The following is a 24,329-nucleotide window of genomic DNA, read 5'->3' as shown; positions in this document are numbered from 1 at the left end:
TTATACGTTGACTTTGTGACAACAAATAAGCGCCGCCGGTTTGCGTAAAACGACGTAAGGCGGCGCTGCCAGGAGCAAAAAACAATGCGCACAGGGATGTTCGCGCTGGCGATGGGCATGGTTGCCTTGCGCTGGTTGCCGGTGTTGCCGCCGGGTTGGGTGCTGGTGCTGTTCGCGGTTTTTGGCGTGCTGTTGCTGTTGGGTGGCCGGTACCGCGAGGTGCGACGGCCGCTCGGTCTGGCGCTGTTGGGCTTCAGTTGGGCGTGCTGGTCAGCCCAGGGCGCGCTGGATGATCGCCTCCCCGTGGAGCTGGATGGCCAGACCCGCTGGCTTGAGGGCCGGGTGGTAGGCCTGCCTGCGCAGAGCCAGGAGGTGGTGCGTTTTCAGCTGGAAGAGGTAAGCGCACGCCGCGCCACGCTGCCGGCCCGTATGCGGGTGACCTGGCACGGCGGCCCGCCCGTACAAGCCGGCGAAACCTGGCGCCTGGCGGTGAAGCTCAAACGTCCGCGCGGCCTGGTCAATCCGCAAGGGTTTGATTACGAAGCCTGGTTGCTGGCGCAGCGTATCGGCGCCCAGGGCTCGGTCAAATACGGCGAGCGCATCAGTGCGGCCAGCGGCCCGTTGGCTTGGCGCGATCAATTGCGGCAACGGCTGCTGACGGTCGATGCTTTCGGCCGCGAAGGCGGTCTGGCGGCGCTGGTGCTGGGGGATGATTCCGGGCTAACCAGTGCCGACTGGCGGGTGCTGCAAGACACCGGCACGGTGCATCTGCTGGTGATTTCCGGGCAGCATATCGGCCTGTTTGCCGGGCTGCTCTATGGCTTGGTGGCCGGCTTGGCGCGCTTGGGCCTGTGGCCGCAACGCTTGCCGTGGTTGCCTTCAGCCTGTTTTCTCGCCGCCATCGGGGGCTCGGTTATGGCGTGCTGGCCGGCTTTCAGGTGCCGGTGCAGCGGGCCTGCGTGATGTTGCTGCTGGTGTTGATCTGGCGGCTGCGTTTTCGCCATCTGGGCGTAGCGCTGCCGATTCTGCTGGCGCTCAATCTGGTGTTGCTGGCCGAACCGCTGGCCTGTTTGCAGCCCGGCTTCTGGCTGTCGTTTGGCGCGGTGGCGGTGCTGGTCTGGGTGTTTGGCGGGCGCCTGGGTGCCTGGGCCTGGTGGCGAACCTGGGGCCGGGCGCAGTGGACCATGAGCATCGGCCTGTTGCCTTTATTACTGGGCCTGGGTTTGCCCATCAGCCTCAGTGCGCCGCTGGCCAATCTGCTGGCGGTGCCTTGGGTCAGCCTGGCCGTGGTGCCGTTGGCGTTGTTCGGCACAGTGGCCTTACCGATTCCGTGGGTGGGCGAGGGCTTGCTGCAACTGGCGGGCGGTTTGCTGGAGGTGTTGTTTCGCCTGCTCGCGCTATTGGCTGACTGGCAACCAGCATGGTTGGCGCCGCAGGTGCCGCCGTGGGTCTGGCTGCTCGGCGCGGTGGGTGCGCTCACCGTGTTGGCACCGGCCGGTGTCCCGATCCGCGCGCTGGGGCTGGCTATGCTGGTGCCGCTTTTTTATCCACCAAAGTCCGCTGTGCCGGAAGGCCAGGCCGAGGTTCTGCAACTGGACGTTGGCCAGGGCCTCTCCATCCTGATCCGCACCCGCCAACACACGCTGCTGTATGACGCCGGCCCGCGTTACGGCGACTTCGATAGCGGCGAGCGTTTGGTGGTGCCGACTCTGCGCAGCTTGGGCATCGGGTATCTGAACCAGATGCTGATCAGCCATGCCGACAACGACCACGCCGGCGGCGCGCTGGCCGTGCAACGCAGTCTGGCCGTTGCTGAGGTGCTAAGCGGCGAGCCGGGCGAATTGCCGCCGGCACTCAAGGCCAAGCCCTGTATCAACGGTGCCCACTGGCAATGGGATGGCGTGCACTTTCAAACCTGGCGTTGGCCCCAGGCCACCTCCGGAAACCCGGCGTCATGCGTGCTGCTGATCGATGCCAGCGGCGAACGTCTGCTGCTCACTGGCGATATAGACGTACACGCCGAAGCCGCCTGGCTGGCCGCCCACCCCGGCGTTCAGGCGCAGTGGTTGCAGGCGCCGCACCATGGCAGCCGTAGTTCCTCCTCGGCGGTTTTCTTGCGCGCCCTGGCCAGCCACTCGGTGCTGGTCTCACGCGGTGCGCACAACACGTTCGGCCATCCCCATCCGCAGGTAATGGCGCGCTACCAGGCACTTGGCATGACGGTTTACGACAGCGTGGAGCAGGGCGCGGTGCTGCTTCGGCTAGGGGCGTTTGCGCCGCCGAGCGGGCTGCGTAAAGAAGGTCGATTTTGGCGGGAAAAATGAGAACCGCGACGGTCGGCGAGGCGTCGGCCCTATGCTAGAGTGGCGCCACTTTTGTCAGGCCAGATTAACCAGGCCACGGATAACCAGGAGAGTCGACACTGTGTGGGAGCTAGTCAAAGCAGGTGGCTGGATGATGCTACCGATCATTCTGTGTTCCATCGCTACCTTGGCCATCGTTGCCGAACGCCTGTGGACCCTGCGCGTCAGCCGCGTGGCGCCGCCCCATCTGCTCGGGCAGGTATGGCGCATGATCAAAGACAAACAACTGAATAAAGAAAAGCTCAAGGAACTGCGCAACAGCTCGCCGCTGGGGCAGATTCTGGCCGCCGGCCTGACCAACTCCAAGCATGGTCGCGAGATCATGAAAGAGTGCATTGAAGAGGCCGCCAGCCGCGTTATTCATGAGCTGGAACGCTACCTCAACGCCTTGGGTACTATCGCCGCCATGGCGCCACTGCTGGGTTTGCTCGGCACCGTGTTTGGCATGATCGAAATCTTCTCCGGCTTTATGGACAACGGTCAGGCCAACGCCGGGCAATTGGCCGGTGGTATCGGCAAGGCGCTGGTGACCACTGCCGCCGGTTTGATCGTCGCTATCCCCGCTGTGTTCTTTCACCGTTTCCTGCTGCGCCGCGTCGATGAAATCGTCATCACCATGGAGCAGGAAGCCATCAAACTGGTGGAAGTGACCCAGGGTGATCGCGAAGTCGATTTCGTTGAGGACAGCAAGCCGTGAAATTCCGCCGCAGAGCCAACAGTGTTGCCCGCGACGAGGTGTTTTTGAACCTGACGTCGCTGATCGACGTGATTTTCGTGCTGCTGCTGTTCTTTGTCGTCACCACCACGTTCAGCCGCCCCACTCAGCTGAAAATCGACCTGCCGGAAGCTGCCAGCGGCACGCCGCCGGAAGCGACTCAGCTCAAGCAAATGGAAGTGTCGATTGCCGCTGACGGTACTTACTCGCTGAACGATCAGGTGCTGGCCAAGAGTGATCTGGCGACCTTGATGAGCGCCATCCAGCGTGAGTCCGAGGGTGACAACAGCCTGCCGCTCACCATCAATGCCGATGGCAAAGCCACCCATCAAGCCGTGGTCACCGCCATGGATGCCGCGGGCAAGCTGGGCTTTAGCCACCTGCGCATCACGACCATCGAGGCGCCGTCGGCGCCTTGATAGCCTGCCTCTGATGGCTGCCTCCGAAAAACTCCTTAACGCCTGGTACCAGGGCCACCCGGCCCTGCGTCTGCTATGGCCGCTGGAGTGCTTGTACCGCGCGGTGGTGCAGCGTAAGCGCCGGCGGTTTCTGGCCGGCGAGGGCGACATTTATCGCGCGCCGGTGCCGGTTGTGGTGGTGGGCAATATCACCGTCGGCGGCACCGGCAAAACGCCGATGATCCTCAGCCTGATCGCCCACTGCCAAGCCCGTGGCCTCAAGGTTGGCGTGGTCAGCCGCGGCTATGGCGCCACGCCGCCGCAATTGCCGTGGCGGGTGCGGGCCGAGCAGGCTGCCAGCGAAGCCGGCGACGAGCCGCTGCTGATCGTGCAGCGCACCGGCGTGCCGCTAATGATCGACCCCGACCGCTCCCGCGCCGTGCGCGCCTTGCTCGCCGACGAGCCGCTGGACCTGATCCTCTGCGACGACGGCATGCAGCACTATCGCCTGGCGCGGGATATTGAACTGGTGTTGATCGACGCCGCCCGCGGTCTGGGCAATCGCCGTTGCCTGCCGGCCGGGCCGTTGCGTGAGCCGGTGGAGCGTCTGCAAAGCGTGGATGCCGTGCTGCTCAATGGCGCTGCCAGCGACAGCAACGAAGGCTTCGGCTTTACCTTGCAGCCCTCGGCTTTAGTCAATCTGCGCACCGGGCAGCGGGTGGGGCTCGACCATTTTCCCGCCGGCCAAGCCCTGCACGCGGTGGCCGGCATCGGTAACCCACAGCGTTTCTTCAATACCCTCGAGGCGCTACACTGGCGCCCGATTCCCCATGCCTTCGCCGACCATGCCCAGTTCGATGCCGCGCAGCTGACCTTCAGCCCCGCATTGCCGCTGGTAATGACCGAGAAGGACGCCGTGAAGTGCCGCGCCTTCGCCGCCGAAAACTGGTGGTACCTGGCCGTTGATGCCGCACCTTCGCCGGCATTTTTCACCTGGTTCGACGCCCGTTTGGCCACCCTGTTGGCCGCCGTCTGAACCGCTCTCCATTCAACCGTTTAAGGACTATGAAATGGACCCGAAACTACTCGATATCCTCGCCTGCCCCCTGTGCAAAGGCCCGTTGAAGCTGGCTGACGACAAGTCCGAGCTGGTGTGCAAAGCCGACGCCCTGGCGTTTCCCGTGCGTGAAGGCATCCCGGTGATGCTGGAAACCGAAGCCCGCAGCCTGAATGTCGATGAGCGCCTGGACAAGTAAATGAGCACAGCCTTTACCGTCGTAATTCCCGCCCGCTACGCCTCCACCCGCCTGCCGGGCAAACCGCTGCAGGACATCTGCGGCAAGCCGATGATTCAGCACGTCTGGGAACAGGCCTGCAAAAGCAGCGCTCAGCGCGTAGTCGTCGCGACCGATGACGCACGCATCGTCGAGGCCTGCAAAGGCTTTGGCGCCGACGTGGTGCTGACCCGCGTTGACCACAACTCCGGCACCGACCGCCTGGCCGAAGTGGCCGCCGCGTTGGGTCTGGCCGGCGATGCCATCGTGGTGAATGTGCAGGGCGACGAACCGCTGATTCCGCCGGCTGTTATCGATCAGGTGGCCGCCAACCTGGCTGCCCACCCCGAGGCGGCGATGTCCACCTTGGCCGAGCCGATTGAAGACGTGGCCGCGCTGTTCAACCCCAACGTGGTAAAGGTCGTTACCGACCAGAACGGCCTGGCCCTTACCTTCAGCCGCGCGCCGCTGCCGTGGGCCCGCGATGCGTTTGCCGCGAGCCGCGAGCAACTGCCGGCCGGCGTGCCGTACCGTCGCCATATCGGCATCTACGCCTACCGCGCGCAGTTCCTGCACAACTTTGTGAGCTGGGGCCCGTGCTGGCTGGAAGACACCGAATGCCTGGAGCAGTTGCGTGCCTTGTTCCACGGTGAGCGCATTCATGTCGCCGACGCCCTGGAAGCGCCGCAAGCCGGCGTCGATACGCAAGAAGACCTGGAGCGCGTTCGGCGCCTGCTGGGGGCCTGATGCGCGTGTTGTTCGTGTGCCTGGGCAATATCTGCCGCTCGCCGTCTGCCGAGGGCGTGTTCCGTCAGCAATTGCTGCAGGCCGGGCTCGATGGCCTGGTGGAAGTTGATTCCGCCGGCACCGGCCCTTGGCATGTGGGCAAGCCCGCCGATAGCCGCGCCAGCGCCGCCGCATTGCAGCGCGGTTATGACTTGTCGGCCCTGCGTGGGCGCCAGGTGAGCCGTGCCGACTTCGAGCGGTTCGACCTGATTCTGGCCATGGACCACAGCAACTTCGCCGACCTCAAGGCCCTGCAGCCGGCCAATAGCCGCGCCGAACTGGACCTTTATCTGCGTCGTTACCAACTCGATGAGGACGAGGTGCCCGACCCGTACTACGGCGGCGCCGATGGCTTCGAGCATGTGCTGGATCTGCTGGAAAACGCCGGCGCGCAATTGCTCAATGAAGTGCGGGGCCGGTTATGACCCTGACTGAGCAGGTCTCGCTCAAGCCGTTCAACAGCTTCGGCGTCGACGTGAAGGCGGCGCTGTTTGCCGAAGCCCATAACGACGCCGACGTGCGTGCCGCCCTGCAATTGGCTGAAGAGCGGCAACTGCCGCTGCTGGTGATTGGCGGCGGCAGCAACCTGCTGCTGACCGGCGATGTGCAAGCGCTGGTGCTGCGTATGGCCAGCCGCGGCACTCGTATCGTGGAAGACGGCGAGCAGGTGCTGATCGAAGCCGAGGCCGGCGAGCCGTGGCACCCGTTTGTGCAATGGACGTTGGCCCAGGGCCTTACCGGCCTGGAAAACCTCAGCCTGATTCCCGGCACCGTGGGCGCTGCGCCGATGCAGAACATCGGTGCCTATGGCGTCGAGATCAAAGACGTGTTCCATAGCCTCACCGCGCTGGACCGACACACCGGCGAGCTGTGCGACTTCAACCTCGCCGACTGCAACTTCGCCTATCGCGACAGCCTGTTCAAACAGCAGGCCGGGCGTTGGCTGATTTTGCGCGTGCGCTTTGTGTTGAGCCGGCAGCAGACGTTGCACCTGGAATACGGGCCGGTGCGTCAGCGCTTGAGCGAGCAGGGCATTGATAGCCCGACAGCCAGCGATGTGAGCCGTGCCATTTGCTCGATTCGTGCTGAAAAGCTGCCGGACCCGGCGGTGCTCGGCAATGCCGGTAGTTTCTTCAAAAACCCGTTGGTGAGTGCTGAAATGGCCGCGCAGGTTCGAGCGGAGCACGCCGATGTGGTGGCGTATCCCCAGGCCGATGGCCAAGTGAAGTTGGCCGCGGGTTGGTTGATCGAGCGAGCAGGGTGGAAGGGCTTTCGCGAAGGCGATGCCGGCGTGCATAAGTTGCAGGCGCTGGTGCTGGTGAATTACGGCGGCGCCACGGGAAGTGAGTTGTTGGCGTTGGCGAAGCGCATTCAGGCGGATGTGTTGGCGCGGTTCGGCGTTACCTTGGAAATCGAGCCGAACGTGTTGTAGGTTGGGTTGAGCGCAGCGAAGCCCAACGTTACGTAATTTGTTGGGCTTCGCTGCGCTCAACCCAACCTACGGGTAATCGATTTACCCAAACAAAAAACCGCGCACAAGGCGCGGTTTTTTGTTTCGGCGGGTAACTCAGTTCACCTGTGCACCCTTGGCAATCCACGCCCCGATCAACTCCCGCTCTTGCGGAGTCATCTGGGTCAGGTTACCCAGCGGCATCGCCTGGGTCGCCACAGCCTGGGCCTGAATACGCGGCGCCATCTGCTGGATTTGCGCCGGGGTATCAAACATCACCCCAGCCGGTGCCGCGCTGAACATGCTGTTGGTCGGCTTGGCCGAGTGGCACACCGCGCAACGCACTTGAATCACTTCATGCACCTTGTCGAAACCCGCACCGGCCGCTGGCGCAGTCGCCTGGGCTACCGGTTGCTCAGCTGGGGCTGGCTGCTTGGCGGCGTCATCGGCAGCTTCCTTGGCGGTCTTGCCACCAATGGCGGTCGCTGGCAGCGGTTGGTACTCGATGGTTTTCGCCGCTTGCGCATCGCTTGCACCGCTAACGGTGGACAGGCTCGGGCCGGTGACGAACGCCAGGCAGATCATGCCCAGTGCGCCGGCCGGCAGCGCCCAGCTGAAGCTGTTGCTGGTGTGGCGGGTGTTGAAGTAGTGACGCACGATCACTGCCAGTACCGCGATGCCCGACAGGATCAGCCAGTTGTAGTGGCTGCCGTACGTGCTCGGGAAGTGGTTGCTGATCATGATGAACAGCACCGGCAAGGTGAAGTAGTTGTTGTGACGCGAGCGCAGCAGGCCTTTGGCCGGCAGGGCCGGGTCTGGCGTGCGGTTCTCTTCGATGGCTTTCACCAAGGCGCGCTGCGCCGGCATGATCGTGTTGAACACGTTGCCGACCATGATGGTGCCGATGATGGCGCCGACATGGATATACGCACCGCGACCGCTGAACACCTGGCTCAGGCCATACGCCGCGCCAACCAGCAGGGCGAACAGCACCAGGCCGAGCAGGGCAGGTTGTTTGCCCAGCGCCGAGTCGCAGAGGAAGTTGTAGATAAACCAGCCGCTGACCAGGGAACCGACGCCGATGGCGATGGCCACTGCCGGGCTCAGGTCGCTGCCAGGCTGAATCAGGTACAGCGAAGGGTTGAGGTAGTACACGATCAGCAGCAGGGTAACGCCCGACATCCAGGTCCAATAGGCTTCCCATTTGAACCAGTGCAGGTTGTCCGGCATTTTTGGTGGTGCGAGTTTGTATTTTTCCAGGTGGTAGATACCGCCACCGTGGATGGCCCACAGATCGCCCGCCAGACCGTCGCGCGGGTTGACCCGGTTGAGGTTGTTTTCCAGCCAGACGAAGTAGAACGAGGCACCGATCCAGGCGATGCCGACGATCATGTGAACCCAGCGTACCGCCAGGTTCGCCCATTCAATCAAATGTGCTTCCACAGTCTTTACCTCTTTCTCGGACTCGGCACGCCGATGTCCAAGCTTCTCTTATTGGTGGGGGTTGAGGAGAAGTTGTTCATCCTCGATAAAAAAATGCTCATCGCAGTTGTTGCCTGAACCACTGCGATCAACCACCAGGAAGTCATCCCGCTTTTCGATCGTCAGCACCGGGTGGTGCCAAACGCCGCGATGGTAATTAATGCCCTGCTTGCCATTGCTGACAAACGCGCGGGCCAACTCTGATTCAGGTGCATCGCCAACTGGCGCGACCACGATCAGAAAGGGGTTGCCGAGCAGCGGTATAAACGCCTGGCTGCCCTGCGGATGGCGCTCCAACATGCGGACGGTCAAGGGGTACTCCAGCTTTTCGGCGCTGAAAATGCTGATGATCGCCTTGTCGTCCGGCTGCGCGGTCTCGACCGTTGCCAGCTTGTGGTAACGGCGGGTGGAACCGTTGTTGATCATGAAGTGATCGCTGCCTTCGGTTTCAATCACATCGCCGAAGGGGGCGAAGGCTTCTTGGTCAGCGGTTCGATGATCAGTGTGCGCATGTTGGTTTCTACATTTTCGTGATTGAGCTCCCCTCTCCCGTTTACGGGAGAGGGGCTGGGGGTGAGGGCCGGGGCAAACGTTCTGTTATGCCTTAAAAGCCCCTCACCCTAACCCTCTCCCAGAGGAGAGGGGACTGGCCGAGTATTACTTGGCAACCTTGCCAAACAACCGCAGACGGCTAACACCACCATCCGGGAACACGTTCAAACGGATGTGGGTGATCGGGCCCAGGGCTTTGATCTGCTCGGCGAATTCGTGCTCGGCGTGCATTTGCAGTTTCTGGCTTGGCAGCAGTTCGCGCCAGAACAGGCTCTGGGTTTCGATCTGGCTGTCGGTGCCGCCTTTTACAAAGGCGCCCTGGATGGAGCAGCTGTCCGGGTAGTTGCCTTTGAAGTGCAGGGTGTCGACCACGATGCGCTCGATCTCGCCCGGGTGACCGAGGGCGACGATAACCCAGTCGTTGCCTGGAGTACGGCGGCGGGCAGTTTCCCAGCCATCGCCCATGTTGATGCCACGGCCTGGGTTGAGGATGTTGCTCATACGGCCGAAGTGTTCGTCCGAGCACGCCAGGGCGCGGCCGCCGTTAAGGGCGCTGGCCAGATCGACTTGTTCGTTGTCGCCGGTGTTGGACCAGTCGCGGAACGGCACGCCGTATACGCGCAGACGGGCAACGCCGCCGTCCGGGTAGATGTTGAAGCGCAGGTGAGTGAAGGCCTGGCTGTTGGCGATTTCGTGGTAGTGGTGGCTGTTGCCTTGCAGTTCCACGGCGCCCAGTACTTCGGTCCACTCGGTGCTGTCGCTCGGGTCGCCTTCGGCTAAGAAGCAGCCTTCCAGGGACGCCGACGGCGGGAAGTTACCGGTGAAGAAGCTGGTGTCGATATCCACGCCCTTGATCGAGCCAGGCACGCCCAGTTTGATCACGGCGCTGTCGTAGCCTTCGAAGCGCTTGCGGCGCGATTCCCAACCATCCATCCACTTGCCGTTGTCGTCGAACACGCCTTCTTTCCAGACCGCCGGGGTGGGTTGGAACAGACGGTTGACGTCGGCGAACCAGTCATCGGTGACGGAGAGGGCTTTGGTGCCCAGGCGGGCGTCGGCGAGGTTGACGTATTTCTCGAAGGGTACGGCGTAAGCTTTCATGAAAATCTGCCTTTTATGTGCCTTTTAGACGGCGGGGAGAGGTGGCGGCGTAGGAGCTTCAGGCCTTATAGGGTCTGCAGCCGGAACAGCGCGATCTTGTTGATTTCGGCCAGCGCCCGCGTGAACTCTGCTTCCGTGGAGTTATGAATGCGCTCCTCGAACGCCGCGAGAATCTGGTGCCGATTGCTGCCCTTTACCGCCATGATGAAGGGAAACGCGAACTTCGCTTTGTAGGCGTCGTTCAGCTCGGTGAAGCGTTGGAACTCTTCAGCCGTGCATTCGTGGATGCCGGCACCAGATTGCTCCGAGGTGCTGGCTTCAGTGAGTTCGCCACGGACCGCGGCCTTGCCGGCAAGGTCCGGGTGAGCGTTGATCAGGGCCAGCTGAGCGGCGTGATCGGCGCTCAGCAGAATGTCGGCCATGCGGCTGTGCAGGCCTTGGATATCGTCGATGCTGGAATCAACACCCAGATCAAACGCTTTCTCGGCGACCCACGGGGAGTGCTCGTAGATATCGGCGAAGGCGGCAACGAAGGCGTCGCGGCTCAACGTGGAGGGGGTCAGGGTCTGGAAGCGGCTCATTTCGCGCTCTCTTGGCTGAAGGGGTGAGTGGCGTGCCAGTGCTTGGCGATGTCGACGCGGCGGGCGAACCACACCTGCTCGAAGCCCTGCACGTATTCAATAAAACGTTGCAACGAAGCCAGGCGCGCCGGGCGGCCGATCAGGCGGCAATGCAGGCCGATGGACAACATCTTCGGCGCCTCGCCACCTTCGGCGTACAGCACGTCGAAGGCGTCTTTCAGGTAGTTGAAGAAGTCATCGCCGCTGTTGAAACCTTGGACTTGGGTAAAACGCATGTCGTTGGTGTCCAGGGTATACGGGATCACCAGGTGCGCTTTGCCGGTCGGGTTGTTCGGTTCCCAGTAGGGCAGGTCATCGTCGTAGGTATCGGAGTCGTAGAGGAAGCCGCCTTCCTCCATCACCAGGCGCCGGGTGTTCGGGCCAGTGCGGCCGGTGTACCAGCCCAGTGGGCGTTCGCCGGTGATTTCGGTGAGGATGCGGATGGCTTCGAGCATGTGCTCGCGCTCCTGGGCCTCGTCCATATATTGGTAGTCGATCCAGCGGTAGCCGTGGCTGCAGATCTCGTGACCGGCAGCGGCCATGGCGCGGATCAGGTCGGGGTGACGCTGGGCGGCCATCGCCACGGCAAACACGGTGAGCGGAATACCGGTTTTCTCAAACAACTTGAGAATGCGCCAAACGCCAGCGCGGCTGCCGTATTCGTACAACGACTCCATGCTCATGTTGCGCGCGCCTTGCAGCGGCTGAGCGGCGACCATTTCCGAGAGGAAGGCCTCCGACTCTTTGTCGCCGTGCAACACGTTACGCTCGCCGCCTTCCTCGTAATTGAGCACAAAGGAGATGGCGATGCGGGCATTGCCCGGCCAGTGCGGATGGGGGATGTCGTTGCCGTAACCGATCAGGTCGCGAGGGTAGTCAGCGCTCACTGCAGGTATTCCTTCTTATGAATGTGTGCGGTCGTGCCGTGCCGGGTAGGCGGTGGGCGACCGTGATGGAGTGATTGTATACAAAGTGATGGGTGTTTTGTAAATGGTAAATTTCACCAATTTTTCCATTTGCGCTATGCCATCCAGCGTAGCTCAACGCCCGCTCTTGGCTGTATGGCGTGCCATTGTGGTGCATGGGCGGAAATGTCGCGCTGCGACTGGGCAGGAAACCATGAGGTAAATTGTTCATGGTGATTGTGTACAATTTTTATGTGGAATGTCTCGAAAGCGCAGATGCCCATGCTATGCTCCGACCGCGCCCCGGCGAACCCGCTGGCCTGGCGCTCCGAATTCAACTGCATAGAGGAGGCGTGGCAGTAGGCCCGGCGCCGCTGCCCGAAACCGATGGGACGTTTAACCACGCATGTATTGGACGCCGCTCACGGCTGCCCAGGTAGCAATATCAAGGTTGAGTTGTACCGCGTAGAAGGCTCTTCCGTGGTCCTGATCAACACCCTGCACACCAATGATGACGGCCGTTGCGATGCGCCGGTGCTGCAAGGTGACGACTACGCCTCAGGCGTTTACCAACTGCATTTCCACGCCGGCGATTACTACCGCGCCCGTGGTGTGCAACTGCCGGAACCGGCGTTTCTGGATGTAGTGGTGCTGCGCTTTGGCATTGATGCCGGCCAGGATCACTACCATGTGCCGCTGCTGATTTCGCCGTATAGCTATTCGACGTACCGCGGCAGCTAGTCCGCGTGGCGGCGCCGGTTCAGTTCAACCGGCGCCGCACTTCTTATTCCCTTCTCTTACCGACTCAACAGCGACGCCGTGCCGGCCCCGGCAAACAGCGCAGCGCTGATGCGGTTGAACCATACCTGGCCCTTGCCCGAGCGCAGAAACTTCGCCGCGCCGCGTGCACTCAAGCCATAAAACAGTTTGCAGCCCAGATCCAGCACCGCCCAGGTGGCAATCATCACCGCCAGTTGGCTGAGGATTGGCGCGTCGGCACTGATGAACTGCGGCAGAAAGGCTGCAAAAAATAGAATGTCTTTCGGGTTGCTGGCACCCAGGCCAAAGGCCTTGAGAAACATGCTGCGCCGGCTTGGCGCGGCAAGCGGTTGGTCATCGGCCTGGGCCGGTTTGGCGGCTTGCCGCGATTCTTGCCAGCTCTGGTAGGCGAGGTAGAACAGATACAAGGCGCCGACCACTTTCAGCACGCTGAACAGCTTTTCCGAGGCCAGCAGCAGTGCACCCAGGCCGAGCGCCGAAGCGCTGAGCAAACAGATGGAAGCGCTGACGCCGCCGAGAAAGGCCGGGGCCGAGCGGCGCAGGCCGTAGTTCAGGCTGTTGCTGACCATCAGTAGCGACAGCGGGCCAGGGATCAGAATCACGATCAGCGCAGCGCTGCTAAACAGCAGCCAGGTTTCCAGGTTCATATCGTCTCTCTTCAAATGCAGCAAAGCCCCGACGCTCGAACGCCGGGGCTTTTTGTTGCGGGTTAAGCCGTGGTGCAGAGATTACAAGAAGGCAAATTTCGCCGCGCAAATAATCGACAGCACATACAAGCTCGGGGTGATTTCCTTGTGCTTGCCGGTGGCCAGCTTCAGCACCACGAAAGTGATAAAGCCCATGGCCAGACCATCGGTGACCGAGAAGGTCAGCGGCATCATCACCACGGTAATGATCGCCGGGATGGTGTTGGTGTGGTCTTCCCAGTCGATGTGCGCCATGCCGCTCATCATCAGCATCGCTACATAGATCAGCGCACCGGCGGTGGCGTAGGCAGGGATCATGCCGGCCAGCGGGGCGAAGAACATCGCGGCAATAAACAGCACGCCAACGGTAACGGCGGTGAGGCCGGTACGGCCACCGGAGGCCACGCCAGCGGCGCTTTCCACGTAGCTGGTCACCGGCGGGCAGCCAACCAGAGCACCGAAGGCGCTGGAGGTACTGTCGGCCTTCATGGCCCTGCTGAGGTTTTCAATGTGGCCGTTCTCGTCCACCAGGCCCGCACGCTGGGCAACGCCCATCAGGGTGCCGGCGGTGTCGAACATATGCACAAAGAGGAAGGCCAGTACCACGCTGATCATGCCGACGTTCATCGCGCCGGAAATATCCATGGCCAGCCAGGTCGGTGCCAGGCTCGGTGGCATGGAGAAGATGCCGCCGAACTGCACTTCACCCAACCCCCAGCCAATCAGGGTAACGGTGAGGATGCTGATCAGAATGCCGCCGAAGACACGGTGGTATTCCAGCACCGCAATCATCAGGAAACAGATCGCTGCCAGCAGCGGGCCGGCGGTGGTGAGGTCACCCATCTTGATCAGGGTGGCCGGGCTTGCGACCACGATGCCAGCGGTTTTCAGGCCGATAAGGCCGAGGAACAATCCCACCCCGGCGCCCATCGCAAAGCGCAGGCTCGCCGGAATGCTGTTGAGCAGCCATTCACGGATACGCGAGAAGGTGAGGATCATAAACAGAATGCCCGAGAGGAATACCGCCCCCAACGCGATCTGCCAGCTGTAGCCCATGGTGCCAACCACGGTGTAGGTGAAGAACGCGTTCAAACCCATGCCCGGTGCCAAGCCAACTGGCCAGTTGGCGTAGAGCCCCATCAGGAAGCAACCAAATGCCGCAGCGATACAGGTGGCGACGAAGGCCGCACCGTGATCGATGCCGGCGTCGGCCATGATGTTGGGGTTAACGAAGATGATGTACGCCATGGTGATGAAGGTCGTCAGGCCGGCGGCGAGCTCGGTTTTGACGGTGGTGCCATGCAGGCTCAGCTTGAACAGCCGTTCCAGCAGGCCGGTGCGCGCAGGCTTGGCGGCATAGAGTTGTTCTTGTTTTGTGCTTTCCACAGCGGGGTACTCCTCAATTCTCTTATTTTGGTCACCGAGTCCTGCATCCCTATAAGAAAGGTGGCAGAGCTCTGAGGTAGGTGGCTTGCGTGGTGCGCTTGCTGGTGTTTTGTTGACTCTTTGGTCAGGAAGTCACACGAGCGCGATTATGCGTTTGTATACAAAAAAAGCAATTAATGTTTTCACTGTTGCGCAAATTGCTCTTATCGATTGTCCATCGCTTGATAAGCAAATTGTATGCGACAGTTTTGTTTCGTTTCGCATAAAAATATCAATTAAAACAAATAGATAGGCTTTTATAGGTTGTTAGCTAAGTAATGGGTTGGCGACGATTGAGCGCGGCTTGAGCGTTGCAAAGACGCTCTTTGAGGTAAAAACGTCGGTGTTTTTGTCTGGTTAAGCCGGAAAAAACTAAAAACGTCTGTAGGGGAGAGGGCGATAGCAAATAGCGAAGGGTCTGAGGGCGAATTGAGCGGGTTAGGAGCTGCCGCTTCGATTGTGTACAATGCGCGGGTATTTTTACCCTCTATTTTCCCTTCGAAGGCTTGCCAGCACTGGGGGGGAACGCAGTAGAGTCGCGCATGACCGCAGAACTTCTGACGCGAGCCCGAATGAACGAACAATTGCAGCCCCTAAAGAAGCAACCGCGTGCTGGTAAAGCCAGCCACAGCGGCACGCAGGATGACGTCGTTTACGCGCACATCTTCGACGCGATTCTTGAACAACGCCTGGCGCCCGGCACCAAGCTGAGCGAAGAAGCGCTGGGTGAGATCTTCGGCGTCAGCCGCACCATCATTCGCCGCGCCTTGTCGCGTCTGGCCCATGAAAGCGTCGTGTTGTTGCGCCCCAACCGCGGTGCGGTAGTGGCCAGCCCAAGCGTTGAGGATGCCCGGCAGATTTTCTACGCACGCCGCATGGTTGAGCGAGCCATCACGGAGTTGGCGGTCGATCACGCCACCGCCGAGCAACTGGCTGAACTGCGCCAGATGGTTGCCGATGAGCAAACCAGTTTCTCCCGTGGTGATCGTGGCGCCGGCATTCGTCTTTCCGGCGAATTCCACCTCAAGCTGGCCGAGGCGGCGAAAAACGCCCCGCTGATCAGCTTCCAACGCAGCCTGGTGTCGCAGACTTCGTTGATCATCGCCCAGTACGAAAGCGGCAGCCGCTCGCACTGCTCGTACGATGAACACAACCAGTTGATTGATGCGATTGAAGCCCGCGATGCGGTGAAGGCGGTGAGCCTGATGATGCATCACATGGATCACATCGACAGCAAGCTCAACCTGGACGAAGACAGCGCTTCGGACGATTTGCACGCGGTGTTCTCGCACCTGTTGCAGACCAAGAAAAAAGCACCGCGCTCAGCGGCGCCGCGCTAGGTTCTCCGGCCATAAAAAAACCGCCCTCGATGGGCGGTTTTTTATTGGGTGAAGCAAAAGCATCGAGGCTGAAGCCTCTCCCACAATGAACCTCGATGACCTGTGGGAGAGGCTTTAGCCTCGATTGGGCCTCAGCGCTTATGCACGCTCTGGCCCGCTGCGAAGGTCTCCTTCACCGCCCGATCATCGCCAATCGTCATCAGCACAAACAACGTCTCTTCCAGGTTCTTGGCTTGCTGCAAGCGGTACGACAGCAGGGGCGTGGCGTGGTAGTCGAGCACGATAAAGTCCGCGTCGTTACCGGTGGCGAAGCTGCCGATCTTGTCGTCCAGACGCAGCGCCTGCGCGCCGCCCAAAGTGGCCAGGAACAGCGACTTGAACGGGCTCAGCTTGTTGCGTTGCAGCTGCTGCACTTTGTAAGCCTCGTTCAGCGTTTGCAGCATCGAGAAGCTGGTGCCGGCGCCGACGTCAGTACCCAAGCCTACATTCACACCGAACTGCTCGGCCTGCTTGAGGTTGAACAGGCCGCTACCGAGGAACAGGTTGGACGTCGGGCAGTGCGACACGGCCGAACCAGTCTCGGCCAGACGCTGGCATTCCTCGTCGCACAGGTGCACGCCGTGGGCGAACATCGAGCGCTCGCTCAGCAGTTGGAAGTGGTCGTACACATCCAGGTAACCCTTTTGCTCGGGGAACAGCGACTTCACCCAGGCGATCTCGTCGACGTTCTCCGAGAGGTGGGTGTGCATATACAGGCCGTCGTATTCAGCCAGCAGTTTGCCGGCGGCAGTCAGCTGCTCCGGGGTACTGGTCGGGGCGAAGCGCGGGGTGACGGCGTAGTGCAGGCGTGCCTTGCCGTGCCAGCGTTCGATCAGCTCTTTGCTGTCGTCGTAGCTCGATTGCGCGGTGTCGGTCAGGTAGTCCGGCGCGTTGCGGTCCATCATCACCTTGCCCGCAATCATGCGCAGGTTCAGGGCCTGGCTGGCCTCGAAGAAGGCGTCTACCGACTGCTTGTGCACGCTGGCGAAAACCAGGGCGGTGGTGGTGCCGTTACGCAGCAATTCCTTGAGGAAAATGTTCGCCACATCGGCGGCGTGTGCCGGGTCGGCGAACTGCTTTTCGGTGGGGAAGGTGTAGGTATTCAGCCAATCCAGCAACTGCTCGCCGTAGGCGGCGATCATGCCGGTTTGTGGGTAGTGGATATGGGTGTCGATAAAGCCTGGGGTGATCAGTGCGTCGCGGTATTCGATAACGTCCACGCCGTTGAGCGTTGGCAGCAGATCCTTGGCGTGGCCGATCTTGGCCACCTGGCCATTGTCGACCACCAGCACGCCATCTTCGAAATACTCATAGGACTGCGCGTCGCCCACCAGGGCGGGGTCGGCAATGCTGTGCAGGATGGCGGCGCGGTAGGCTTTTACATGGCTAGTCATGGGCAGTCTCGTGGTGCGTATTTATTGGTGTTCGGGGGCTGTTGGGCTTCGCTGCGCTCAACCCAACCTACGCCGAAACCGTAGGTTGGGTTGAGCCGCAGGCGAAGCCCAACATCGCATTTTTTATGCCTTGGCGCGGCGCGAGGCGGGCATGAGTTTGGCGACGCTTTCGCCGCTCTTTTCGCCCTGGCCAAAGTTGGCGTTGTAGGTGGCGATCACTTCACCGGCAATGGAGATGGCGATCTCGACCGGCAGCTTGCCTTTGACTTCGGCGATGCCCATCGGGCAGCGCATTTTCTGCATGACGTCGGGCGTAAAACCGCGATCGCGCAGACGGTGTTCGAACTTGACGCGCTTGGTCTGCGAACCGATCAGGCCGTAGTAGGCGAAGTCGTTGCGCTTGAGGATGGCGGCGGTCAGTTCCAGGTCGAGCGCATGATTGTGGGTCATGACGATGTAGTAACTGCCCGGAGGCATGTTTTCTACCTCATCCACCACTTCCTCGTTCACCACCTTGGTGGCGCCGTGGGGAATGTGCTCGGGAAATTCGTTTTCGCGCGAATCGATCCACTGCACCTTGCACGGCAGGCTGGCCAGTAGCGGCACCAGGGCGCGGCCGACGTGGCCGGCACCGAACACGGCGATATGCGCCTGTGGTTGCCCCATGGGCTCGAACAGCAGCACGGTGGCGCCGCCGCAGCACTGGCCCAGGCTCGCGCCAAGGCTGAAGCGCTCCAGGCGGGTGTCCTGGGTGCGGCTGACGAGCATTTCGCGGGCCAGCTCCATCGCTTTGAATTCCAGATGGCCGCCACCTACGGTTTCGTAGATACGGTCAGCGGTCACGACCATCTTCGAGCCGGCGTTACGCGGGGTAGAGCCGAGTTCTTCGATGATAGTGACCAGCACGCAGGGCTGGCCCTGTTGCTGCAAGTCGGCGAGGGCGCTGATCCAACTCATTTGCTCAGCCTCCAGGTGCGAAGCGGTTTGGCGGAACGGGACAGGCGCCAGTCGTCATCGGCTTTCGATGGCGCGTCAGCGGGCTGTTCCAGTAAGACCAGACGCGGTAGAGCTTCAGTGCTCTGTGGCGCGGCTGGCTTCGTTGTCTGTGCGGTGTGTGTTGTCATTGTTGTTCACCGTTTTTTTGGGTCAATCGTATTACCTGTGGGAGAGGCTTCAGCCTCGATGCTTTTAAGATCAAAAGATCGAGGCTGAAGCCTCTCCACACTGGTTTTGCTTAGGCCGGTTCTGTTGCGGTGGTTTCGGCCTTCTGCGCCTTCAGCACTTTCTTCATCTGCTCCACACCCCAGAGCACGCGCTCAGGAGTGGCGGGGGCGTCGATCTGGGGTTGCACGCGGTAGTCAGCCAGGCTGGCCACGGCGTCCTTGATGGCGCACCAGGCAGCGATGCCGAGCATGAACGGCGGCTCGCCCACGGCCTTGGAGTGGAACACGGTGTCTTCCGGGTTTTTGCGGTTTTCCACCAGCTTTACGCGCAGGTCCAGCGGCATGTCGGCAATGGCCGGAATCTTGTAGCTCGCCGGGCCGTTGGTCATCAGCTTGCCCTTGGCGTTCCACACCAGCTCTTCCATGGTCAGCCAACCCAGGCCTTGCACGAACGCGCCTTCCACCTGGCCGATGTCGATGGCCGGGTTCAGCGAGTTGCCGACGTCATGCAGGATGTCGCCGCGCAGGAATTTGTACTCGCCCGTCAGGGTGTCGACGATCACTTCGATGCAGGCAGCGCCGTAGGCGAAGTAGTAGAACGGCCGGCCAGCGGCTTTGCTGCGGTCGTAGAAAATCTTTGGTGTGCGGTAGAAACCGGTGGCCGAGAGCGAGATCTGGCCGAAGTAGGCCTTCTGAATCATCTCTTCAAACGACAGGTACTGGTCACGCACGCGCACCTGGCCGTTGCTGAACTCCACGTCTTCGGGGCTCACGCGGTATTCGCGGGTCAGGAAGTCCACCAGGCGCGCCTTGATGGTTTCGGCCGCGTTCTTGGCGGCCATGCCGTTCAGGTCGGCGCCGCTGGACGCAGCGGTCGGCGAGGTGTTGGGCACTTTGTCGGTGTTGGTTGCGGTGATCTGGATACGGGCGATATCCACCTGCAGCACTTCGGCGACGATCTGCGCCACTTTGGTGTTCAGGCCCTGACCCATCTCGGTGCCACCGTGGTTCAGGTGGATGCTGCCGTCGGTGTAGATGTGAATCAGCGCGCCGGCCTGGTTGAGAAAGCTGGCGGTAAGCTGATACCGAATTTAACCGGGGTCAGCGCCAGACCTTTCTTCAGTACCGGGCTTTTCTTGTTGAATTCGGCGATTTCGAGACGGCGCTTGGCGTAGTCACTGCTGGCTTCCAGTTCGGCGGTCATCTCGTGGATAACGTTGTGCTCGACGGTCTGGTGGTAGTGGGTGACGTTGCGCTCGGTCTTGCCGTAGTAGTTGAGCTTGCGCACTTCCAGCGGGTCTTTGCCGAGGTCGCGGGCAATGGCGTCCATGATCTCTTCGATCGCCACCATGCCCTGCGGGCCACCGAAGCCGCGGTAGGCAGTGTTCGACGCGGTGTTGGTCTTGCAGCGATGGCCATTCACAGTGGCGTTGCCGAGGAAATAGGCGTTGTCGGAGTGGAACATGGCGCGGTCGACGATGGAGTTCGACAGGTCGGGCGAGTAGCCGCAGTTACCGGCCAGCTCGATCTCGATACCGTGCAGCAAGCCGTCGTCGTCAAAGCCCACGTCGTACTCGACGTAGAACGGGTGACGCTTGCCGGTCATCTGCATGTCTTCCACACGCGGCAGACGCATTTTGGTCGGGCGTTTGGTCAGGTGGGCAATCACTGCGCACAGGCACGCCGGGCTTGCGGCCTGGGTTTCCTTGCCGCCGAAACCGCCGCCCATGCGGCGCATGTCGATGACGATTTTGTGCATCGGCACGCCCAACACTTCGGCCACCAGTTTTTGCACTTCGGTGGCGTTCTGCGTGGAGGTGTAGACGATCATGCCGCCGTCTTCGGTGGGCATTACCGAGGAAATCTGGGTTTCCAGGTAGAAGTGTTCCTGGCCGCCGATATGCAGCGAACCTTGCAGGCGGTGCGGGGCCGTGGCGAGCTTGCTCACCGAGTCGCCGATCTTGTGCTGATGGCTGTCGAGCACGAAGTGTTTCTTGCGCAACGCTTCGACCACGTCGAGCACCGGCTCCAGGTCTTCGTATTCGATGATCGCCGCCATGGCGCCTTTGCGGGCGTTTTCATGGGAGTCGGCGGCCACGGCAATTACCACCTGGCCAACGTACTGCACCAGGCCATCGGCCAGCAGCGGGTCGCCGGGCGCAACGGCGCCGATATCCAGCAGGCCGGGTACATCTTTATGGGTGATGGCAATCGCCACGCCCGGAATGTTGTAGCAGGGCGACACGTCGATCTTGGTGACGCGGGCATGGGCGCGGTCGCTCATGCGGGCATACACGTGCAGCTGGTTCGGGAATTCCAGGCGGTCGTCTACGTACACGGCTTCGCCGGACACATGCTTGTCGGCACTTTCGTGTTTAACGCTCTTGCCGACGCCAGTGGTGATGCCGGCGCGGAACAGTTCGGCCAGCTCTTCCTGGCTTTTCGGGGCGTGGTGGTTAGACATAAGCGGTCACCCGTGTTTCGACGTCTGGAGCTTGCAGCTCGAGGAAGAATTTACGCAGCAGGTTCTGTGCGGTGAGCAGGCGGTATTCCTTGCTGGCGCGGAAGTCGCTCAGCGGGCTGAAGTCCTTGGCCAGGGCTTCGCACGCTTGTTCGATCACATCCGGGTACCAGGCGGCGCCTTGCAGCACGGCTTCGCAGGCGGCCGCGCGTTTCGGAATGGCCGCCATGCCGCCGAAGGCAACGCGGGCGCTTTGCACTACGCCGTCGGCGACGACGATGTTGAAGGCCGCGCACACGGCGGAAATATCGTCATCCAGACGCTTGGACACTTTGTAGGCGCGGAACGCCTGGTTGGTCTGGTGGCGGGGCACGATCACCTTTTCGATGAACTCGGCTTCCTGACGGGCCGTCACCTTGTAATCGAGGAAGTAATCTTCGATGGGCAGGCTGCGGGTCTGGCCGCCTTTGCGCAGCACCACACTGGCGCCGAGGGCGATAAGCAGGGGAGGGGCATCGCCGATGGGCGAGGCGTTGCCGATGTTGCCGCCCAGGGTGCCCTGGTTGCGGATCTGCAAGGAGGCGAAGCGGTGCAGCAGGTCGCCGAAGTCCGGGTATTCCTTGGCCAGCGCGCCGTAGCAATCAGACAGCGCAGTAGCGGCGCCGATCTCGATGGCATCGTCGGTGATCTCGACGCGTTTCATCGCTTCCACGTGACCTACGTAGATCATCACTGGCAGTTCACGGTGGAACTGGGTGACTTCCAGAGCCAGGTCGGTACCACCGGCCAGCAAGCGCGCTTGTGGGTTGGCGGTGTAGAGGTCGGCCAGGTCGCCGATGGTGAGCGGCAGCAGGCAGCGTTTATCGCCGCTGTTGAGCTCGGCAGTTTCCTGCGGCGCGATGGCCTGCAGCTTGGCGATGGTTTCGGCTTCGGCGGCGTCGAACTGGTCCGGCTGCTTCTGGCAGCAGGCTTGCTCAGCGGCGTCGATGATCGGGCGGTAGCCGGTGCAACGGCAGAGGTTGCCGGCCAGGGCTTCCATGGTCTGCCCCTTGTCGAAGCCATCGCTGTTCTTTTGCAGCGCGAACAACGACATCACAAAGCCTGGGGTGCAGAAGCCGCACTGCGAGCCGTGGCAATCGACCATGGCTTGCTGAACGCTGTGCAATTGGCCCTGGTGCTTCAGGTCTTCAACGCTGATCAGCTGTTTGCCGTGCAGCGAAGAAACGAAGGTCAGGCAGGAGTTGAGGGTGCGGTAGCGAATACGCGGGGTGCCGGACGAGTTGTCCAGTTCACCCACCACAACGGTACAGGCGCCGCAGTCACCGGAAGCGCAACCTTCCTTGGTACCGGTTTGGCCACGTGCTCACGCAGGTAATTGAGCACAGTGACATTTGGGTCGAGACGCTGCTCAGTACGCAGCTCACGGTTGAGTAAAAACTGGATCAAGGACGACCTCCAGGCACTTTCTTGTTTTTTATGGCACGCAACTTTTTTGGGGAGCGAGGTTGCGTAACGGCTTGCCCTCACCCCCGGCCCCTCTCCCGCACGCGGGAGAGGGGTGAAGAGCCGATGGGTTTGTTTTGCGAATTTAGAGAATTCTGACTTTTGGGTCAATAAAATATTTGACTCTTTAGTCAAGCAATCCGCGTGCCTGGCAATCAGGTTTTCCTATAGTTATGTCAGGCGCTTGTTCGCCGTGAGCGGTAGGCAATTCTGGCCAACCGTTTATTCAGGTTTTTTTCACGAAAATTTGATCGCTTCGTTTCTAGGATCCGCACCCATCAACTGATGGTGGACCCCGAACGTGAACTCGATATTGAAAGTAAAGGCCATACGCCCGGAACTGCTGACCCTGATCGGCAGTGCGTTTCTTCTGTTGGCCTGCAACTCCGTGCTGTGGGGGCACCTGTTCACCATCACCCCGAGCACCGCTTCCGGCCTGATGATGCGCCTGGCCTTCGGCCTTATCGTACTGGCGCTGTTCAACCTGGTGCTGACCGTGTTGGCGTTTCGCTGGGTGCTCAAACCGGTACTGACCGTGCTGCTGCTTATCAGCGCCGGGGTGGCCTATTTCATGAACCAGTACGGCGTACTGATCGATCTGGGCATGCTGCGCAACGCCGTTCAGACCAATCCCACCGAAGTGCGTGACCTGTTGTCGCTCAAATTGGCCGCCTATGTGCTGTTTTTGGGCATTATTCCGGTCGCGCTGCTGTGGGCCACGCCGGTGAAATACCGCGCCTGGCCTCGCGAACTGTTAACCAAACTGCTGGTGGCGGGGGCCTGTCTGGCGGTTCTGGGTGTGGTTGCGATGGTCAACTACCAAGGGCTGTCGTCGTTGTTTCGCAACCACCACGAGCTGCGCTTGATGGTGGTGCCGAGCAACTACGTGGGCGCTTCGTACAGTTCGTGCGCGAGCAAATAAGCACCGACAGCCAACCGTTCCGCAAGATTGGCGAAGACGCCGTGAAAGCCCCGGCGTGGGCGAGCCGTCGGCACAAGTCGCTCACCGTGCTGGTGGTGGTGGGTGAAAGCGCCCGCGCCGATAACTTCGGCATCCTCGGCTACGACCGCAATACCACGCCGAAACTCAAGGCCCAGGACGGCGTAATCGCCTACCCGGATGCACACTCCTGCGGAACCGAAACTGCCGTGTCTGTGCCTTGCATGTTCTCCGACTTGGGCCGCGCCAATTACAGCGCCACCAAGGCGTACTCCCAGGAAGGCCTGCTGGATGTAATCAAGCGTGCCGGGGTGGACGTGGTGTGGCGCGACAACCAGTCTGGCTGCAAAGGCACCTGCGACCGGGTGAATTTCGAAGACGTCAGCAACCTCAAAGACCCGACCTTGTGCGCCAACAGCGAATGCCATGACGAAATTCTGCTGCAAGGCCTGCAAGGGTTTATCGACAACCTTAAAAACGACACCGTGCTGGTGCTGCACCAGATGGGCAGCCATGGCCCGGAATACTTCAAGCGCTACCCGAAATCCTTCGAACAATTCACCCCGGTGTGCACCAGTAACGCGCTGAATGAATGCTCGCGGGAAAGCATCGTGAACGGCTACGACAACACCATCCTTTATACCGACCATGTGCTATCCAGCCTGATCGACGTGCTGCGCGCCAACCAGAGCAAGGTCGACAGCGCCATGCTGTATATGTCTGACCACGGTGAGTCGCTGGGCGAATACAACCTGTACCTGCACGGCACGCCGTACATGATGGCGCCCGAGCAGCAGAAGCATGTGGGAATGGTGGCGTGGTTCTCGGATAGCTATCAGCAGGAGTTTCAGATGGATGCTGACTGCTTGCGCGCCCAGCGGGAGCAGCCGGTGAGCCAGGACAATTTGTTCAGCTCGATGCTGGGGTTGGCAGGTGAATACCAAGGTGTACG

Annotated in this window: 17 protein-coding genes and 5 pseudogenes; 11 read left to right on the top strand and 11 right to left on the bottom strand. The window is 61.1% G+C overall.

What is annotated here, in order from left to right; all coding sequences use genetic code 11:
- Window positions 1-84: 84 nt before the first annotated feature.
- The 8 genes and pseudogenes from AC0V2S_RS24350 (at window position 85) to murB (ending at window position 6,968) form a co-directional block, all read left to right on the top strand.
- Window positions 85-2,324 (top strand): annotated as a pseudogene (locus AC0V2S_RS24350) (DNA internalization-related competence protein ComEC/Rec2).
- A gap of 100 nt (window positions 2,325-2,424) precedes the next feature.
- The gene (locus tag AC0V2S_RS24345) at window positions 2,425-3,060 is read left to right on the top strand and encodes a MotA/TolQ/ExbB proton channel family protein (protein ID WP_475511966.1); all 636 of its coding nucleotides are present in this window, start codon (window positions 2,425-2,427) and stop codon (window positions 3,058-3,060) included.
- Window positions 3,057-3,497: an ExbD/TolR family protein gene (locus AC0V2S_RS24340; protein WP_475511965.1), complete on the top strand. Its 441-nt coding sequence runs from the start codon at window positions 3,057-3,059 to the stop codon at window positions 3,495-3,497. The genes AC0V2S_RS24345 and AC0V2S_RS24340 overlap by 4 nt, the downstream gene beginning before the upstream one ends.
- Before the next feature lie 13 nt (window positions 3,498-3,510).
- The gene (gene lpxK / locus AC0V2S_RS24335; RefSeq protein WP_475511964.1) at window positions 3,511-4,512 is read left to right on the top strand and encodes a tetraacyldisaccharide 4'-kinase; all 1,002 of its coding nucleotides are present in this window, start codon (window positions 3,511-3,513) and stop codon (window positions 4,510-4,512) included.
- Window positions 4,513-4,546: 34 nt separating this feature from the next.
- A complete protein-coding gene (locus AC0V2S_RS24330) occupies window positions 4,547-4,732 on the top strand; it encodes a Trm112 family protein (protein WP_108097092.1) in 186 nt (61 codons plus the stop codon).
- Window positions 4,733-5,497 (top strand): 3-deoxy-manno-octulosonate cytidylyltransferase, encoded by a 765-nt coding sequence (gene kdsB / locus AC0V2S_RS24325; protein ID WP_475511963.1) that lies wholly within the window; start codon window positions 4,733-4,735, stop codon window positions 5,495-5,497.
- Window positions 5,497-5,961 (top strand): low molecular weight protein-tyrosine-phosphatase, encoded by a 465-nt coding sequence (locus tag AC0V2S_RS24320; RefSeq protein WP_475511962.1) that lies wholly within the window; start codon window positions 5,497-5,499, stop codon window positions 5,959-5,961. The genes kdsB and AC0V2S_RS24320 overlap by 1 nt, the downstream gene beginning before the upstream one ends.
- Window positions 5,958-6,968, top strand: a complete 1,011-nt coding sequence (gene murB, locus AC0V2S_RS24315; RefSeq protein WP_475511961.1) for a UDP-N-acetylmuramate dehydrogenase — start codon at window positions 5,958-5,960, stop codon at window positions 6,966-6,968. Before AC0V2S_RS24320 ends, murB begins: the two co-directional genes overlap by 4 nt.
- A 135-nt stretch (window positions 6,969-7,103) precedes the next feature.
- On the opposite strand, the gene AC0V2S_RS24310 is transcribed toward murB, so the two are convergent.
- The 5 genes and pseudogenes from AC0V2S_RS24310 to puuE form a co-directional block, all read right to left on the bottom strand.
- Window positions 7,104-8,429 carry a urate hydroxylase PuuD gene (locus AC0V2S_RS24310; RefSeq protein WP_475511960.1) on the bottom strand — a complete coding sequence of 442 codons (1,326 nt, stop codon included), beginning with the start codon at window positions 8,427-8,429 and terminating at the stop codon, window positions 7,104-7,106.
- A gap of 48 nt (window positions 8,430-8,477) precedes the next feature.
- Window positions 8,478-8,980, bottom strand: a pseudogene (locus tag AC0V2S_RS24305) (ureidoglycolate lyase).
- A 145-nt stretch (window positions 8,981-9,125) separates the two neighbouring features.
- Window positions 9,126-10,121: an allantoicase gene (alc, locus tag AC0V2S_RS24300; protein WP_475511959.1), complete on the bottom strand. Its 996-nt coding sequence runs from the start codon at window positions 10,119-10,121 to the stop codon at window positions 9,126-9,128.
- A 65-nt stretch (window positions 10,122-10,186) separates the two neighbouring features.
- Entirely contained in the window at window positions 10,187-10,702 is a 516-nt protein-coding gene (uraD, locus tag AC0V2S_RS24295; protein WP_475511958.1) for a 2-oxo-4-hydroxy-4-carboxy-5-ureidoimidazoline decarboxylase, read from the bottom strand.
- Window positions 10,699-11,628, bottom strand: coding sequence for an allantoinase PuuE (puuE, locus tag AC0V2S_RS24290; RefSeq protein ID WP_475511957.1), 930 nt, complete (start codon window positions 11,626-11,628; stop codon window positions 10,699-10,701). Before puuE ends, uraD begins: the two co-directional genes overlap by 4 nt.
- 405 nt (window positions 11,629-12,033) lie before the next feature.
- Here puuE and uraH point away from each other — a divergent pair, with 405 nt between their 5' ends.
- Window positions 12,034-12,387 (top strand): hydroxyisourate hydrolase, encoded by a 354-nt coding sequence (gene uraH, locus AC0V2S_RS24285; protein WP_475511956.1) that lies wholly within the window; start codon window positions 12,034-12,036, stop codon window positions 12,385-12,387.
- A gap of 56 nt (window positions 12,388-12,443) precedes the next feature.
- On the opposite strand, the gene AC0V2S_RS24280 is transcribed toward uraH, so the two are convergent.
- On the bottom strand, window positions 12,444-13,073 hold the full coding sequence (locus tag AC0V2S_RS24280) for a LysE family translocator (protein WP_475511955.1): 630 nt from the start codon (window positions 13,071-13,073) through the stop codon (window positions 12,444-12,446).
- Window positions 13,074-13,154: 81 nt separating this feature from the next.
- Window positions 13,155-14,498 (bottom strand): NCS2 family permease, encoded by a 1,344-nt coding sequence (locus AC0V2S_RS24275; protein WP_475511954.1) that lies wholly within the window; start codon window positions 14,496-14,498, stop codon window positions 13,155-13,157.
- A gap of 611 nt (window positions 14,499-15,109) precedes the next feature.
- Between AC0V2S_RS24275 and AC0V2S_RS24270 the strand changes: the two genes are divergently transcribed.
- The gene (locus AC0V2S_RS24270; protein ID WP_475511995.1) at window positions 15,110-15,877 is read left to right on the top strand and encodes a GntR family transcriptional regulator; all 768 of its coding nucleotides are present in this window, start codon (window positions 15,110-15,112) and stop codon (window positions 15,875-15,877) included.
- Window positions 15,878-16,008: 131 nt separating this feature from the next.
- On the opposite strand, the gene guaD is transcribed toward AC0V2S_RS24270, so the two are convergent.
- The 4 genes and pseudogenes from guaD to xdhA all read right to left on the bottom strand — a co-directional run bounded on the left by guaD (window position 16,009) and on the right by xdhA (window position 22,380).
- Complete coding sequence (gene guaD, locus AC0V2S_RS24265; protein ID WP_475511953.1) at window positions 16,009-17,310, bottom strand: guanine deaminase; 1,302 nt, start codon at window positions 17,308-17,310, stop codon at window positions 16,009-16,011.
- A gap of 123 nt (window positions 17,311-17,433) precedes the next feature.
- On the bottom strand, window positions 17,434-18,267 hold the full coding sequence (gene xdhC / locus AC0V2S_RS24260; RefSeq protein ID WP_475511952.1) for a xanthine dehydrogenase accessory protein XdhC: 834 nt from the start codon (window positions 18,265-18,267) through the stop codon (window positions 17,434-17,436).
- Window positions 18,268-18,544: 277 nt separating this feature from the next.
- A pseudogene (gene xdhB / locus AC0V2S_RS24255) lies at window positions 18,545-20,937 on the bottom strand (xanthine dehydrogenase molybdopterin binding subunit).
- A pseudogene (gene xdhA, locus AC0V2S_RS24250) lies at window positions 20,930-22,380 on the bottom strand (xanthine dehydrogenase small subunit). Before xdhA ends, xdhB begins: the two co-directional pseudogenes overlap by 8 nt.
- Window positions 22,381-22,747: 367 nt before the next feature.
- On the opposite strand from xdhA, the pseudogene AC0V2S_RS24245 reads away from it, so the two are divergent.
- Window positions 22,748-24,329: pseudogene (locus AC0V2S_RS24245) on the top strand (phosphoethanolamine transferase); the annotation flags it as partial.

Source organism: Pseudomonas sp. CC11G (assembly GCF_056174845.1).
The sequence above is the reverse complement of the archived record's forward strand: the minus strand, read 5'-3'. Positions and strand labels throughout refer to the sequence as shown.

Excerpts from the sequence above, each read along its gene's own strand:
- lpxK (WP_475511964.1), top strand. The coding sequence starts at position 3,511 with ATGGCTGCCTCCGAAAAACTCCTTAACGCCTGGTACCAGGGCCACCCG.
- AC0V2S_RS24330 (WP_108097092.1), top strand. The coding sequence starts at position 4,547 with ATGGACCCGAAACTACTCGATATCCTCGCCTGCCCCCTGTGCAAAGGC.
- kdsB (WP_475511963.1), top strand. The coding sequence starts at position 4,733 with ATGAGCACAGCCTTTACCGTCGTAATTCCCGCCCGCTACGCCTCCACC.
- AC0V2S_RS24320 (WP_475511962.1), top strand. The coding sequence starts at position 5,497 with ATGCGCGTGTTGTTCGTGTGCCTGGGCAATATCTGCCGCTCGCCGTCT.
- murB (WP_475511961.1), top strand. The coding sequence starts at position 5,958 with ATGACCCTGACTGAGCAGGTCTCGCTCAAGCCGTTCAACAGCTTCGGC.
- alc (WP_475511959.1), bottom strand. The coding sequence starts at position 10,121 with ATGAAAGCTTACGCCGTACCCTTCGAGAAATACGTCAACCTCGCCGAC.
- uraD (WP_475511958.1), bottom strand. The coding sequence starts at position 10,702 with ATGAGCCGCTTCCAGACCCTGACCCCCTCCACGTTGAGCCGCGACGCC.
- uraH (WP_475511956.1), top strand. The coding sequence starts at position 12,034 with ATGGGACGTTTAACCACGCATGTATTGGACGCCGCTCACGGCTGCCCA.
- AC0V2S_RS24280 (WP_475511955.1), bottom strand. The coding sequence starts at position 13,073 with ATGAACCTGGAAACCTGGCTGCTGTTTAGCAGCGCTGCGCTGATCGTG.
- AC0V2S_RS24270 (WP_475511995.1), top strand. The coding sequence starts at position 15,110 with ATGAACGAACAATTGCAGCCCCTAAAGAAGCAACCGCGTGCTGGTAAA.
- guaD (WP_475511953.1), bottom strand. The coding sequence starts at position 17,310 with ATGACTAGCCATGTAAAAGCCTACCGCGCCGCCATCCTGCACAGCATT.
- xdhC (WP_475511952.1), bottom strand. The coding sequence starts at position 18,267 with ATGAGTTGGATCAGCGCCCTCGCCGACTTGCAGCAACAGGGCCAGCCC.